A 14,666-nucleotide genomic window follows, 5' to 3' on the forward strand; every position below is an offset into this window, starting at 1 on the left:
GGACCAAAGTGCTTTTTCCCCTCGAATCGGCGATAAGAGCCGATGCCAAGACCGTCGCAGAGTCTGGCGATTACGATATCGTGATCGTCGGCAGCGGCATTTCCGGAGCAATCATTGCCAAGCAGGCTGCGGAAGCGGGCAAACGTGTCCTTATCCTTGAAGCCGGAACCGGTTCCAATGTCACTCTGGCAGGCTATAACAATCTGCTGACGACTTTCTATTCGGCAGCCTCCAAGGACAACCAGTCGCCCTTTCCGCTGAATGCGAACGCGGCCATTCCCCGCAGTCCGCAGCTTCGCAAGCTGCAGGCGGGGGAAACCGATAGCTCGACCTATATCGTTCAATCCGGCCCTTATGTCAGTGATACGGTATATACCCGTATTTTCGGCGGAACGACCATGCACTGGGAGGCGAAAACGCCCCGCCTGCTTCGCTCCGATTTCAAGACGCGCACCATTTTCGGCCACGGGCTGGACTGGCCGCTGAGCTTTGAGGAAGTCGAGGAGGATTACCGCCTGGCCGAGCGGGAAATCGGCGTATCGGCGAATGTCGAAGATCAGCAATATCTCGGGCAGACCTTCCCGGACGACTATGTCTTTCCCATGCACGGCCTGCCGCTTTCCTATCTGGATCAGCAGGTCAACAAGGGCATCGAAGGCACCAGTGTCGAACTTTACGACAAGACCTATCCCCTGAAGGTCAGGCCTTATCCGCAGGGTCGTAACAGCATACCCAACCCGGCCTATGACGGTGGGAAGGGCTACCGTCCAATCGGCGCCGTTGATACGCATCAGGTCGAAGAGGGCGGCCGGTGCCAGGGCAACACCAACTGCGTACCGCTCTGTCCCGTGCAAGCGCGCTACCACTCCGGCAAAACGCTTGCCAAGGCGTTCGCGGCAAACGGGAAAAGCGGCGAGCGGCTTGTCGAACTGCTGCCGCAGGCGGTCGCATCGAAGGTCAACGTCGATCCGGATAGCGGGAAAGTCCGCTCTCTCGAGGTCAAGATTTACAAGGACCCGGCCTCACCGGCTCACGAGACCATCACCGTCAAGGGCAAGGTTTTCGTGCTTGCGGCAGGCGCCATCGAAACCGCGCGTCTTATGCTGGCCTCCGGCCTGCGCAGCACCAGCGGTCTTGTCGGACGCAATCTGATGGACCACGCCTATCTGCTGAACTGGGCGCTGATGCCTGAGATCTGCGGCACGATGCGCGGGACCAGCTCGACGGGCGGTATCGTCGACCTGCGGGACGGCCCCTTCCGGGAAAAGCAGGCCGCCTTCGCCATCGATATCCATAACGACGGCTGGGGTTGGGCCACGGGTGCGCCGACCTCCGACCTTCTGGAACTGGTGGATGATCGCAACCTCTACGGCGCGGATCTTCGGCGCGGCATGGTCGACCAGATTTCGCGGCAGTTGCTGCTGGCGTTCATGATCGAGGTCATGCCCGTCGACAGCAACCGCATTACGGTGGATCCGCAATATACCGATGCTCTGGGCAACATGCGGCCCATCCTGTCCTTCACGGTTCCGGAATATACCATGAAGGGCGCCGCCTATGGCCGCCAGTTTGCGCGCACCGTCTTTACCCGCCTGGGCGCGCAGGACCATACCCGCTACGACCCCAGCGATTTCGGCTATGTGGCCTATGAGGGACATGGCTATGCGATCCGCGGCGGCAATCATCTCGCCGGCACCCATATCATGGGAACGACGAAGACCAATTCCGTCGTGGACAAGAACCAGCGCAGCTGGGACCACGAAAACCTCTATCTCGTGGGCGGCGGCAGCATGCCGACGATCGGCACGGCCAATGTCACCTTGACGCTGGCCGCCATGTGCTTCCGAAGCGGTCGCGACATTCTGAAGTCTCTGCATTGAACGAAGACCGGCATCCGCTGCGCGGAAGGAACCGATGCGACACGAAGCCGGCCGGTGCACCCAACTTATCTTTCATGGAGCATGAGCATGGATTCCTACAGTATCAAGACGCTCGATGAGCTGAAAGAGTTTCTCTACCGGGCGATGCAGCTCGAACATGCGACGATTCCGCCGTATCTGACGGCGCTTTACTCGATCAAGCCCGGCGTCAACCAGGATGCGACCCAGATTCTGCGCGTGATCGTCGTGGAAGAAATGCTGCATCTGACGATCGCGGCCAATATTCTCAATGCCATCGGCGGCAAGCCGGATCTTGTCAGGCCGGATTTCGTAGCCAGCTATCCGGCCGCCCTGCCGGACGGCGAGACCGATTTCAAGGTCGGCATCCAGGCATTCGGCCGTGAGGCGCTGGCGACTTTCCTGAAAATCGAGCGGCCGGCCCAGCGTCCTGAACATCTCGTCGGCAAGGGCCTGATGTACCGCAAAACTCCCGCCGATATCACCGCGCTTGCCAGCCATCCGAGGCATGAGGACCTCCATTTCTACAGTATCGGCGAGTTTTACTCGGCCATTGCGGAAGGCATCAAATATCTGGAAGCCGAAGCGCATGGGGCGGGCACAACCATCTTTACCGGCGACAGGTCGCGCCAGATCACCTCGGAATATTATTACTCCGGCGGCGGCGAACTGTTTCCCGTGACCGATCTGAAAAGCGCCCAGGAAGCCATCGAGCTCATCATCGAACAGGGCGAGGGCGACGGCGGCGGTATCTACGACGACGACCACGAACTGGCCCATTACTATCGTTTCGAGGAGCTGGTCAAAGGCCGCTACTACCAGAAGGGCGACCAGCCCGGCCAGCCCACAGGTCCGCACTTGCAGGTCGATTGGGAGGGCGCCTATCCCATAAAAGAGAACCTGAAAGTAAAAGATATACTCGAAGGTTCGGAACTGCGTGAGGCGGCGATCGCCTTCAACACACGCTATGGCGAATTTCTCCAGCTTTTGACGCGTGCCTATAACGGCCAGCCAAACCTGCTGCTGGAAGCCGTTCCGATGATGTTCGAATTCCGCAACATGATCCTCGAACTCATCCGCAATCCGCTACCGGGGCATCCCGGTAAGAACGGCAGCCCCACCTATGAGATCCCCGGCGGCATCAAACAGCCAGTCATCACCCGGCAGGCGGAGGTGAACGCATGAGCAGCCGTTTCGAGCCATTTCTGGGTCTTTCCGTCGAATTGACGGCCTTCTCCTACTTCGATCTTCTGGGAACCGGCCTGGCAGAACGCTATCTCGCGACGCTCGACACGGTGGTCGGCAGCGAGATCACCGACGCGCTGCTGGCCGCTTTCACCGCCCTGCCACCGCCGGAAAGTGAGGCCCGTATCCACGCCGTGCGCACGACCATTCTCGGCAATGAATTGCTGGGAGACGTGGCCCGCGCGCTAATCAAGCTCTGGTATTCCGGCACCTGGTTCGAGTTGCCCACCGCCTGGACGGAGCGCTTTGGCCCCAGGCCTGCGAATACCACCTTCGTCGTTTCTCCCGACGCCTATATCGAGGGTCTGCTCTGGAAGGCGATCGGAGCCCACCCTGCAGGCGCCAAGGGGCCTGGTTTCGGCTCCTGGGCCTCTCCGCCGAAAATTCCGGCTTTCTCCGGCTCTCGATTCCACAACCTGACCTGACGCCGCTTCCGTTTGTCTTCACAGAACTGGATCATTGCCATGACGACACATCTGCATCGACTGACGCCCGACAAGGTCTGGCTCGGTGTCATCCCCACGCTCTGGTGGAATGACGATTTCATCAACATCGACATCGGCATCCCCTATGAGCAGGCTCTGAGTGAAATGGCGCTCGCCGGCTATGTCGGGTGCGGCGTCGGCCATAAATATCCGACGGATCCGAAAATCTTGCGCCCTGTCCTCGAACTCAGGGGCTTGCGGATTTCCGAGCCTTGGGTGAGCACCTACTTCACCATCAAGGCGATGAATCGTCATACGCTTGAAGACGTCGATGCTCAGCTCGACTTCCTCGAAGCCATGGAAGGCGGCAGCGACGATCCGCGCAGGGCCGATCTTGTCGTCGCCGAGTTTGGCGGGGCGGTCAATCCGCTTCCGGTCGCCCTGTTTCCCAATTGCCCCGAATTCTCCGAGGACCAGTGGAAACAGCTGATCGAAGGCCTGCATGCGGCCGGAGAGAAAGCCAGGGCCCGCAACCGCCGGCTCTGCTATCACCCGCATCTCGGAACCGGGGTGATGAAGACGGAAGCGATCCACCGGCTCATGGACGAGACGGATCCTCGCCTGGTCAACATGCTTCTCGATACCGCGCACCAGGCGGCCGCCGGTGTCGATCCGCTGGCGCTGGCGAGAAAATACGCCCACCGCATCAAGCATGTTCACCTGAAAGACATTCGCGCCGAGGTGGTTACGAAGATTCACACCGGAGAATTGTCCTTCCAGCAAGGGATCGAGGCGGGGATCTTCACCGTGCCGGGCGACGGCTCCATAGAGACCTTTCCGGAAATCCTCGATGCGTTGGCCGAGGCGGATTTCGCCGGCTGGATCTGCATCGAGGCAGAGCAGGACCCGGCCAAGGCCAATCCGCTGCAATACGCAAAAATGGGCCGCGAATATCTGCGCAAGCTGCTTGGATGGTAGCCCGGCGCGGACCGTTTGTTTCAGCCCGATGGCAATGTGAAGGAGGCGGGGACGGATCTCGCCTCATCACAATGCCGGGCGAGACATCATCCTGAACCACGCATTCCTGGATAGCCACAGCTGGAGTGATGAAGATGGAAGAGGCACGCAGGCGAGATATATATTTCAGCTTCTTTATGTTTACAGCGGACTTGAGGCCGAATGACGCGGCCTATACCCAGGTTCTCGTCAGACATCTGAAAGCTCTTACCGAGATTGGCTACACCGGCTTCGATGTGCATATCGCCCCAGGATCGGCCCATGTCGGTCATCATGCTGAGGTCGAAAGCTATATCAGCCTCAGACGAGCCTTCGATCAGGCCGGCTTCCGGGATGTGAAGTTCACAACCAATGTGGGGACCACGCGGACCTTCGATCCGACCTCGCCCTACGAGGAACAGCGCAAGCAGGCTCTGTCCTATCTCAAATCCCGCGTCGACATCACCTCGGTGCTGGGCGGGGAGAATACGATCATGTCGGGGCCGTTCCTCTACCCCTATGGCATCTTTCCGTTGACGGATGACGGTGAAGGGATATGGAGCGACGCGCTTCAGGATTGGATGAAGCCACGATACGCGGCGGCGGCTTCCATCTTCCGGGAATTGGCGCAATATTCTGCCGAGAAGCGGGTGAAGCTCGCCATCGAACCCGTCAAGAATTGGGAAACGCCCGGGCCGACCATGGTCTCGGAAGCGCTGGATTTTCTCGAAAGCGCCGACATTCCGGTCTGTGGCGTCACGATCGATACAGCCCAGGTCGTGATGGAAAGCCAGGGGCCGGCAATCTTCAGGAAAAATGTCGCCCGGGCAGTACAGCAAAGCCGGCTGAATTACGTTCATATCTCAGCGCCGGACCGGGGCGCTGTTAGAGATAGCTGGATTCCCTGGGAGATCATGCTGGACGAAATCGAGCCGGTCTATTCCGGCCCTTATCTCGTCGAAGTCTTCAACGCGATTCCCCCTTTCGAGAGCTCGATGAGAATGACGCGCAGACGCTTCTGGCGGCCCGGCGAGGATGCGCCGGAGGCTGATGTCGACAGCGCCTACGACGTTGCGCTCGCCGCCCTGAGGACATTGGAGGAAGAGATCGCGTCCCACGGCCGTCGATCTCATCCGTGATGGCGCTCCGGCGCACATGTTGGAAACAGCCCGGGAATGCTGGGGAACCATATCTCCGCCATCCCCAGGTGAACGTCAAACCTCAGCAAACGACCTTTAAACAGGGAGATACCGATGGTGACGCAATTGCCGGAACCCATTAAAATCGTCAGGCGAGCAGGCGATGTCCGTATTCATACGTTCATTTCAGCTTTCACGGATGACAATATCGCCAATGCAACGCACATCATCGAAAGCAGGAACAAGCTTGTTCTTGTCGATGGGCAATTCCTCGTTCCCTATGCGCTGCAATTCAGGGCCTATGCCGACAGTCTCGGCAAGAAGATCGACCGGATTTACCTGTCGCACAGGCACCCCGACCATTGGTTCGGCCTGGGAGCCGCATTCAGCGACATTCCGATTCATGCATTGTCGGAAACAAAGGAGTTCCTGAGGCAGCATGGGCAGGATTCCCTGAATGACCATTGGAAACTGGGCAACCTCGCTCCGACCAGCTTGGTCATTCCCGAACATACCGTCCGCGCCGGCCACGAGATCATCGACGGAGTCAAATACGTATTTGAGGAAGTCGTTGATACGGAGATCGATTTTCTCCTCACCATAGGTCTTCCTGATGTGGGCGTTTTTATTGCGCAAGACCTGATCTACAGCGGAACGCACCTTTATCTGACGAAATACATGGAGCATTGGATCGGGATTTTGCAGGGCATGCTGCTGTCCGACTATGACCTGTTCCTTCCCGGTCACGGCTTTCCCGCTGACAAAAACGAGGTTGCCAAAAATATAGAGTATTTGTCCGTCGCCATGGAGGCCGCAGGCAACGGACTCACCAATGATGCTTTCACGCGCTTCCTGCTGGAAAGATTTCCCGAACGAAAATGCCCCGGAATATTCGACATATACATACCGCGCTTATTCGATAACGCGAGCGAGTTCTAAGATTCGTCAATTCTCGTCAACAGGGGAGCCGTTGGAACATGGGCGATACATACACGGTTGGGCAATATCTGGTCGACAGACTTCGCGAACTGGGCCTGGGGCACCTGTTTTCCGTGGCGGGCGATTATTCGATCGAATGGGTGAACAGCTATGTCGAAAAAAGCGGTATTCAGGTCATCGAAGAGGTGAATGAACTGAATGCCGGTTATGCGGCCGACGGCTATGCGAGAGTGAAGGGAATTGGCGCGCTGTGCGTCACCTATTCCGCAGGCTCGCTTTGCGCAACAAATGCGATCGCCGGATCTTATGTCGAGAAGGTGCCGGTCGTTCTGATCAACGGTACGCCAAGCATCCAGAAAACGCTCACATTCGAACAAACCGGCTACAGTTCGCATCACTTCATCAGCGGACGGGAAACGGATCGTCAGGTGTTCGAATACATAACCGCCGCTGCCGTCCGCATCGACAGCCCTCATCTTGCGCCAATGCTCATAGATTATGCGCTGACGCAGTGCATCACGGAAAGACGTCCTGTTTATATCGAGTTGCTGGAGGATATGGTCGACCTGCAATGCACGCGTCCGTCGAATGCATTAAAGGCGGCGCCTGATATATCCGACGAGGACAGTCTCAATCAGTCGATCGCGCAAATCAGCGAACGATTGCAGAATGCCGCCAAACCTCTGCTCTGGATCGGCGTCGAGATCGACCGGTTTGGCCTTCACGACCAGGCGGAGCGGCTCATTCGGGACCTCAAAATCCCCTACGTGACCGAGCTTTTGAGCAAGGCCATCCTGTCGGAAGACGATGTCCAATTTGCCGGCGTGTTTGACGGCAAATCGTCGTCACCTTATGTCCAGTCGTTGGTCGAAGACTCCGACTTCGTATTGGCGCTGGGCGTCTGGTTGACCGATATCAACGATTTGGGCTGGCCTATCGATCTCGCCAAGACCGCATTCGCCTCCTGGGATACGGTGAAATACGGCACGATCTTCAACGCCCAGGTTTCGCTGGCGGATCTCGTCAACGGCTTGATTGACAAAAGGCTGACATGCAAAGCCCAAACTGTTCCGGCGAAAACGACCCGGCAAGCGCCGGTGGTGAATCCGGCAGACGAAATTACCTATCAGGGCTTCTACGATTTCATTCAGCAGCAGATCCACGGCAATACCATCGTTGGTGCCGACGCCAGTTTGAATTATTTCGGCAGCCTGCTTCTTGAAGTGGGGGCTCGCCGCGGTTTCATCGTCCAGTCATCTTATTCGGCGATCGGTTATATCGGCCCGGCCGCGACCGGGGTTTCGCTGGCGAAGCAAGCTAACCAGAGGCTGCTGGTCTTTGCCGGGGATGGCGGGTTTCAGATGACCGCTCAATGCCTCTCGACACAAACCCGTTTCAATCTCAACCCGATCATCTTCGTGATGGACAACGGCATCTATGGCGTGGAGCAATGGCTTGCCGACGCATCGGTTTTCCATGGTAACAAGCCGTTCTACAATTCATGCATCCTGCACCGATGGAATTACAGCAAGTTGGCAGAGGTCTTTGGCTGCCAGGGCTGGAAAGTGGATACCTATGGCGAACTGCAGGACGCCATAAATGGCGCCAAAGAAAACCTGAACAGTCCGTCCATCATCCAGGTCGTCGTGCCTCAGCGGTCAATCCCCAATAATGCGAACTGGAAAGCAAGCTAGATGTGAGCGTCCAATAGGTTGTCCATTCGGCCGGCAGGCATTGAACTGCCGTCGCTTGATCGCTTCGACGTTATCGACCGGCCCCAACAACTTCGGCCCGCTCGCAATCGAATATCTCCTGCTCCAGACGCGCCGACAGGTCGGCAAACGACTGCGGTCGTCCGAACGCATAACCCTGGAGGGTGTGGACGCCGAGAGCGGCAAGCACGTTGGCATGCTCGAGGGTTTCCACGCCTTCGGCGATCACCTCCATATCCAGCGCCCGCGCTATGTCGACCAATGAGCCGACCAGCCGGCGGCTGGGCACCGATTGCAGGATCGGCGTCACAAGCTGGCGATCGATCTTGACACGATCCGGCCGCAGCTCGAGCAAACCCAGCAAGGAAGCATGCCCGGACCCGAGATCGTCGATTTCGATGTCGATACCGAAAGACTTGATCGCCTGGATGTTCTGCCGCACCTGGTCACTCAGGCTGTCCAGGAATATCGTCTCGATCAGCTCGAAGCTCAACCGGCCGGGCGGGATGTCATAGCCGTCGAGCTTCGCCGTCAGCTCCGGATCGTCGAGACGATCGGCGGACAGATTGACGGACACCCGGATGCCCTCCAGCGGGGAAGCGGAGGATTTCATGTCCGACAGAACAGCCTTCAGAACGACATCGTCAAGCTCTGCGACCAAACCATTCGACGAGGCGATGGACAGGAAATGCGCCGGGGCGAGGATTCCTCGGGTGGGATGATGCCACCGCGCCAGAGCTTCGACACCGTTCACCCGGAAAGATTTGGCGTCGACCTGCACCTGGTAGAATGGGCGGATCTGACCGAGCGCCAGTCCGGCCCGCAGATCCTGGGCGAGCTGCCTTTCATTCGCCAGCGTCGAAGCCATTTCGTCGGAAAAAATCTCGGCCCGATTCCGACCGTTGCGTTTGGCATGGTACAGCGCCAGATCGGATTGGGAGAGCAGCCTGGCGAAATCGGCGCTCATGGCGCTCGCAACGCCAATCGAACACCGCACGATCAGCGTCTGATCGCCGACAGGAAGCGGGCTCTCCAGACGTCTCTGAATATGATCGAGCACCGCAATCGTCTTGTCACATTCGTCCTCGGTGATGACGACAGCGAACTCGTCGCCGCCGAGCCGTGCCGCGACGTCACCAGCGGAAATGGCCTCCAGCAGAATTTTGCTGACGTGACAGAGAACGAGGTCGCCGACCGCATGTCCGAAGCGGTCATTGATCTCCTTGAAATGGTCGACGTCTATATGAAGAAGCGCAACCTTGATGCTCTCCTGCCTGGCAAATTCGGACAGAGCGAAATCGAAGCTGCGCCGATTCAACAGGCCGGTGAGGTGATCGTGATCGGCCGCGAACCGCGCCTCCGCCCGGCTCCTCTCCAGCTCCTTGTTGAGAAGCACATCGTCCGTCACATCCCATTCGGCGCCGACAAAGCACGGGTCGCCGGCCGCGTCGACGAAATAACGAGCACGCGAACGCAGATAGCGGGTCGCTCCATCCGGCCGAATAATGCGAAACTCGGATGCATAATCCGATTTGGTTTCGATCGCGCGGAGAAAGATTTCATTGGTCGGCACGAGGTCGTCCGGGTGGATACTGTCGAGCCAGATGACATCGAGCGGCGCTTTCGGAACGCCATAGATCAATTTGAGCTGTTCATCCCATCGCGTCTGGTTTTTTGCGATGTTGTGCTGCCAGATCCCGATCCCGGACGCTTCAAGAGCCAGTCCAAGCTGACGAAGCAGGTTCTCAAGCTCGACATTTGTTCTGGATCGTTTGCTGCTCAAGGCGATCTCGCTATTTCGTTCGCCCGAATGTCGCATTGAATATTTTAAAGAGTGCTAATCGAGAGCAGCCGCCGGCGGCAATCCGACCGTCGCAAATCGCCGTGACTGACGTCGGAACCGGAGCAGGGCCTCCGTGTCAGCTCAGAAACCGCCCATCTCTGAAAAACGAGAGGGCTTGGCGCCACATTGTTTTATTCACCGGGAAAAACGTATGATTTGCCGGCAATACGATATGGGCGGTCGCGCCGTCGAGACGCGTGCTGTCGACCGAAACCTTTCCGTCATTCGGGACCCCAAGACCAATGATAAGGGAAGAAACCGGATCAATCGTCCGATTTCCCGCGATGATGCCAAGTTCGTAATCCACCACACCGAAGAGATCGATCATTGCGGTTTGATCCGTAACCAGCTGCTGCCCGGCCGGTCCATAGAGCTTGCGGTACAAGGGCCAGTCCCTGAGGAAGTCGGCAACCTGACTGCCGTTGTTCGGTGTTCCGACCATGACCACCCTTCCCAGATTGTGAGGGCGATAATCCTTGAGAAGAGCACGAATGATCAGCCCACCCATCGAATAGCCGAGAAAATGGACACGGCCCTCGCCCGCGTCCGCCGAAGCCCCTTCTATCTCCGGCGGATGAAACCGACGAGCTCCTCGATCGAAAATTTGGTGGAGGGGTAGGCGACATTCACGACGCGGTAGCCGTGGCCGGACAGGAACCCGGCGAGCTTCTCCATGCTCTTCTTCGTACGGGCAATACCATGAAAAAGGATAACCGTGTCGTTCATCATGTGTCCGCAAAACAGCCGCTACCGATCAAGCGTCGATTTTGCTGATAAGTCCGGCAAGTGCAACCGTGCAGCCTCCTCGACCGAACTGCTTCGACAGGTCTTTGGCACCGACTCTGCCAGGAGCGGACATTGCTGCGGCGGGCGCGTTCAGGCTTGCCCTGCATCGCAACTCCTCAGACCGAGAGCGTTTGAATGCAACGGCCCCACTGGATGCTGTCGCTTTCGGCGGATGAATGCGCGCGTGAGCCTCCGAAGGGGAAGGCCAAATGTACGTGGCTGCGTATGTGCGCTGCACAAATATGGCGCGTCAAGAATGCATCCACATTCGCAATCGCACAAATCATCACCACATTTTAGACATGCACAATAAATAATCACGTCTGAAATTTCCGACTTTTTTGTTTTGTTTCATGCCGTTACTGACCCTCGTTAGAATTGGCATGCCAGTTGCAGGTTCCTAAACGCCCCGGTCAACGGCGATTGGGGCAGATGGGCGCGGCATAGGCGCCGACTTCGACACCGACGTCGCAAGGTTTTTGCCGTCCGGGATCTCCCATCCCGAACGCAAATGCCGGCGGCGTTTTTTTGCGTCCGAATTCACCAAGCAGAGGGGAACCTGCAGATGAAAAAGATTTCGACGACTGGGATTTCGACAACCGGCATCACCCGCCGCGGCATGCTGAAGACGACGGCCGCGGCCGCCCTCATCGGCGCCGTCAAGACCGCCTTTCCCTCCGGCGCCTTCGCAGCCGGAGCGGGCCCTGAAGTGAAAGGCGTCAAGCTCGGCTTCATCGCCCTCACCGATTCCGCGCCTCTGATCATCGCCAAGGAGAAAGGCTTTTTCGACAAACACGGCCTACCGGAAACGGATGTCGCCAAGCAGGCCTCCTGGGGTGCCACCCGCGACAATCTGGTGCTCGGTGGCGCGGCCAACGGCATCGATGGCGCCCACATTCTCTCGCCGCTTCCCTACCTGATGCAGACCGGCAAGGTGACGCAGAACAACAAGCCGGTGCCGATGGCGATCCTTGCCCGGCTCAATCTCGACAGCCAGGGCATCTCCGTCGCCAAGGAATATGCCGAGACCGGCGTGCAGCTCGATGCTTCCAAGCTGAAGGCCGCCTTCGAGAAAAAGAAGGCGGAAGGCAAGGAGATCAAGGCCGCCATGACCTTCCCGGGCGGCACCCACGACCTCTGGATCCGTTACTGGCTCGCCGCCGGCGGCATCGATCCGAACAAGGATGTTTCGACCATCGTCGTGCCGCCGCCGCAGATGGTGGCCAACATGAAGGTCGGCAATATGGACGTCTTCTGTGTGGGCGAGCCGTGGAACGAGCAGCTCGTCAACCAGGGCATCGGCTTCACCGCCGCGACCACCGGCGAACTCTGGAAGGGCCATCCCGAAAAGGCGCTCGGCCTGCGCGCCGAGTGGATCGAGAAGAACCCCAATGCCGCCAAGGCCCTGCTGATGGCCGTCATGGAGGCGCAGCAATGGTGCGAAAGCATGGAGAACAAGGCCGAGATGGCGGAGATCCTCGGCAAGCGCCAATGGTTCAACGTTCCGACCAAGGACGTGCTCGGCCGCCTCAAGGGCGACATCAACTACGGCAACGGCCGCGAGGCCAAGGCTACCGACCTCTATATGAAATTCTGGAAGGATGGCGCCTCCTATCCGTTCAAGAGCCACGACACCTGGTTCATGACGGAAAATGTCCGCTGGGGAAATCTGCCTGGTACAACCGACATCAAGGCGCTGGTCAACCAGGTGAACCGCGAGGACATCTGGCGCGAGGCCGCCAAGGATCTGGGCGTCGCCGCGGCCGACATTCCCGCCTCCTCGTCGCGCGGCACGGAGACCTTCTTCGACGGCAAAGTCTTCGATCCTGAAAATCCCTCCGCCTATCTCGACAGCCTTTCGATCAAGGCCGTCTCCTGATCCCGCCTCCGGCGCGCGCGGCGCGCCGGCCTTCCATTCCCGTGAGGAGCGCGCTGATGTCCGCCCTGGCAAATAAAGAAAATCCCTCGATCGTCGCCTCCGCCAAGCCGGCGGCGAAGGTTCTGTCATTCTCCGGCAAGCAAGGGTCGCGGTTCGATTTTCGCCGTGCGGCGCTGACCGCACTTCACAATGTCGTTCCGCCGGCCGTCGTGCTGGCACTCGTCCTCATTCTCTGGCAGGTGCTCTGTTCATCGGCGGATGCCTCTCTGCCGTCGCCGCATCAGGTCTGGCAGGATAGCTACGATCTGATCGCCTACCCGTTCTTCAACTACGGTTCCCAGGATATCGGGCTCGGCTGGCGCGTGCTGGTCTCGCTGCAACGCGTCGCCTATGGCTTCGGCCTTGCCGCAGTTACCGGCATCATCATCGGGGCGATCATCGGCCAATCGGTCTGGGCGATGCGCGGCCTCGATCCGATCTTCCAGGTGCTGCGCACGGTGCCGCCGCTCGCCTGGCTGCCGCTGTCGCTCGCCGCCTTCCAGGATTCCAACCCTTCGGCGATCTTCGTCATCTTCATCACCTCGATCTGGCCTGTCATCATCAACACCGCCGTCGGCGTCCGCAATATTCCGCAGGATTATCGCAACGTCGCCGAAGTGCTGCGGCTCAACCAGTTCGAATTCTTCTGGAAGATCATGCTGCCGTCCGCAGCTCCCTACATTTTCACCGGCCTCAGGATCGGCGTCGGCCTCTCCTGGCTCGCCATCGTCGCGGCCGAGATGCTGACCGGCGGCGTCGGCATCGGCTTCTTCATCTGGGACGCGTGGAACTCCTCGCGCCTTTCGGACATCATCGTCGCGCTCGCCTATATCGGCATCGTCGGTTTCGTTCTCGACAAGCTGGTGGCCGCGCTCGGCAAACTCGTCACCCGCGGCGCCATGGCCAACTGAGGACCATTCTGATGAACGCCTATCTCAAGCTCGACCATATCGACAAGCATTTCGATCGCGGCGGCGCGCGCGCCGAAGTCCTGAAGGATATCAACCTGACGATATCAGAGGGCGAATTCGTCTCGATCATCGGCCATTCCGGCTGCGGCAAATCCACACTTCTCAATCTCATCGCCGGCCTGACGCCGGTGTCTTCAGGCGCCGTGCTCCTGGAAAATCGCGAGGTCAACGAACCGGGTCCGGAACGCGCCGTCGTCTTTCAGAACCATTCGCTGCTGCCCTGGCTGACGGTCTATGAGAACGTAAATCTCGCCGTCTCCAAGGTTTTCAGCCGAACGAAGACCAGGGCCGAGCGGCATGACTGGGTCATGACCAATCTCGACCTCGTGCAGATGGCGCATGCCAAAGACAAGCGGCCCGCGGAAATATCGGGAGGCATGAAGCAGCGCGTCGGCATTGCCCGCGCGCTTGCCATGGAGCCGAAGATCCTGCTCCTCGATGAACCCTTCGGCGCGCTCGATGCGCTGACGCGCGCCCATCTTCAGGATGCGGTGATGGAAATTCACGCCCGGCTTGGCAATACGATGGTGATGATCACCCATGATGTCGATGAAGCCGTGCTGCTCTCCGACCGCATCGTGATGATGACCAACGGCCCGGCGGCCCGCATCGGCGAAGTGCTCGACGTGACCATGCCCCGCCCCCGCAATCGCATCGAACTCGCCTCCGACCGGACATATCTCAAATGCCGCGAGGCCGTGCTCAAGTTCCTTTACGAGCGCCACCGCTTCATCGAAGCCGCGGAGTAGACCCCGCGGCGATTGCCAATCGGTCCGCGGTACGCATACTGGCCT

At 58.8% G+C, this 14,666-nt stretch carries 11 protein-coding genes and 1 pseudogene; 10 read left to right on the forward strand and 2 right to left on the reverse strand.

Going from position 1 to position 14,666, the window contains the following annotated elements; all coding sequences use genetic code 11:
- The first annotated feature begins 8 nt into the window (after positions 1-8).
- The 7 genes from CO671_RS19370 to CO671_RS19400 all read left to right on the forward strand — a co-directional run bounded on the left by CO671_RS19370 (position 9) and on the right by CO671_RS19400 (position 8,336).
- Positions 9-1,880: a GMC family oxidoreductase gene (locus tag CO671_RS19370; RefSeq protein ID WP_097607259.1), complete on the forward strand. Its 1,872-nt coding sequence runs from the start codon at positions 9-11 to the stop codon at positions 1,878-1,880.
- A gap of 87 nt (positions 1,881-1,967) precedes the next feature.
- Positions 1,968-3,083: a ferritin-like protein gene (locus CO671_RS19375; protein ID WP_097607260.1), complete on the forward strand. Its 1,116-nt coding sequence runs from the start codon at positions 1,968-1,970 to the stop codon at positions 3,081-3,083.
- Entirely contained in the window at positions 3,080-3,568 is a 489-nt protein-coding gene (locus CO671_RS19380) for a hypothetical protein (protein ID WP_097607261.1), read from the forward strand. The genes CO671_RS19375 and CO671_RS19380 overlap by 4 nt, the downstream gene beginning before the upstream one ends.
- Before the next feature lie 39 nt (positions 3,569-3,607).
- Positions 3,608-4,546, forward strand: a complete 939-nt coding sequence (gene iolE / locus CO671_RS19385; protein ID WP_097607262.1) for a myo-inosose-2 dehydratase — start codon at positions 3,608-3,610, stop codon at positions 4,544-4,546.
- A 128-nt stretch (positions 4,547-4,674) separates the two neighbouring features.
- Complete coding sequence (locus CO671_RS19390; protein WP_170965011.1) at positions 4,675-5,703, forward strand: TIM barrel protein; 1,029 nt, start codon at positions 4,675-4,677, stop codon at positions 5,701-5,703.
- Positions 5,704-5,817: 114 nt separating this feature from the next.
- Positions 5,818-6,642, forward strand: coding sequence for an MBL fold metallo-hydrolase (locus tag CO671_RS19395; RefSeq protein WP_097607263.1), 825 nt, complete (start codon positions 5,818-5,820; stop codon positions 6,640-6,642).
- Between the two features lie 38 nt (positions 6,643-6,680).
- On the forward strand, positions 6,681-8,336 hold the full coding sequence (locus tag CO671_RS19400) for a thiamine pyrophosphate-dependent enzyme (protein WP_097607264.1): 1,656 nt from the start codon (positions 6,681-6,683) through the stop codon (positions 8,334-8,336).
- A gap of 70 nt (positions 8,337-8,406) precedes the next feature.
- On the opposite strand, the gene CO671_RS19405 is transcribed toward CO671_RS19400, so the two are convergent.
- A complete protein-coding gene (locus CO671_RS19405; protein WP_097607265.1) occupies positions 8,407-10,173 on the reverse strand; it encodes an EAL domain-containing protein in 1,767 nt (588 codons plus the stop codon).
- A gap of 100 nt (positions 10,174-10,273) precedes the next feature.
- Positions 10,274-10,923, reverse strand: a pseudogene (locus tag CO671_RS19410) (alpha/beta fold hydrolase).
- Positions 10,924-11,548: 625 nt separating this feature from the next.
- Between CO671_RS19410 and CO671_RS19415 the strand changes: the two are divergent.
- Genes CO671_RS19415 through CO671_RS19425 form a run of 3 tightly spaced genes read left to right on the forward strand, consistent with a single transcriptional unit; the run spans position 11,549 to position 14,621 of the window.
- Positions 11,549-12,862, forward strand: coding sequence for a CmpA/NrtA family ABC transporter substrate-binding protein (locus CO671_RS19415; protein WP_097607266.1), 1,314 nt, complete (start codon positions 11,549-11,551; stop codon positions 12,860-12,862).
- 56 nt (positions 12,863-12,918) lie between these two features.
- Positions 12,919-13,812 carry a nitrate ABC transporter permease gene (gene ntrB, locus CO671_RS19420; protein WP_097607267.1) on the forward strand — a complete coding sequence of 298 codons (894 nt, stop codon included), beginning with the start codon at positions 12,919-12,921 and terminating at the stop codon, positions 13,810-13,812.
- Positions 13,813-13,823: 11 nt separating this feature from the next.
- A complete protein-coding gene (locus CO671_RS19425) occupies positions 13,824-14,621 on the forward strand; it encodes an ABC transporter ATP-binding protein (protein ID WP_097607268.1) in 798 nt (265 codons plus the stop codon).
- The last annotated feature ends 45 nt before the right edge of the window (positions 14,622-14,666 follow it).

Origin of the sequence: Rhizobium sp. M10 (genome assembly GCF_002531955.1) — a bacterium.
Classification (GTDB): Bacteria; Pseudomonadota; Alphaproteobacteria; order Rhizobiales; family Rhizobiaceae; genus Rhizobium; species Rhizobium etli_C.

Excerpts from the sequence above, each read along its gene's own strand:
- CO671_RS19375 (WP_097607260.1), top strand. The coding sequence starts at position 1,968 with ATGGATTCCTACAGTATCAAGACGCTCGATGAGCTGAAAGAGTTTCTC.
- ntrB (WP_097607267.1), top strand. The coding sequence starts at position 12,919 with ATGTCCGCCCTGGCAAATAAAGAAAATCCCTCGATCGTCGCCTCCGCC.
- CO671_RS19380 (WP_097607261.1), top strand. The coding sequence starts at position 3,080 with ATGAGCAGCCGTTTCGAGCCATTTCTGGGTCTTTCCGTCGAATTGACG.
- CO671_RS19400 (WP_097607264.1), top strand. The coding sequence starts at position 6,681 with ATGGGCGATACATACACGGTTGGGCAATATCTGGTCGACAGACTTCGC.
- CO671_RS19390 (WP_170965011.1), top strand. The coding sequence starts at position 4,675 with ATGAAGATGGAAGAGGCACGCAGGCGAGATATATATTTCAGCTTCTTT.
- CO671_RS19405 (WP_097607265.1), bottom strand. The coding sequence starts at position 10,173 with ATGCGACATTCGGGCGAACGAAATAGCGAGATCGCCTTGAGCAGCAAA.
- CO671_RS19425 (WP_097607268.1), top strand. The coding sequence starts at position 13,824 with ATGAACGCCTATCTCAAGCTCGACCATATCGACAAGCATTTCGATCGC.
- iolE (WP_097607262.1), top strand. The coding sequence starts at position 3,608 with ATGACGACACATCTGCATCGACTGACGCCCGACAAGGTCTGGCTCGGT.
- CO671_RS19415 (WP_097607266.1), top strand. The coding sequence starts at position 11,549 with ATGAAAAAGATTTCGACGACTGGGATTTCGACAACCGGCATCACCCGC.
- CO671_RS19395 (WP_097607263.1), top strand. The coding sequence starts at position 5,818 with ATGGTGACGCAATTGCCGGAACCCATTAAAATCGTCAGGCGAGCAGGC.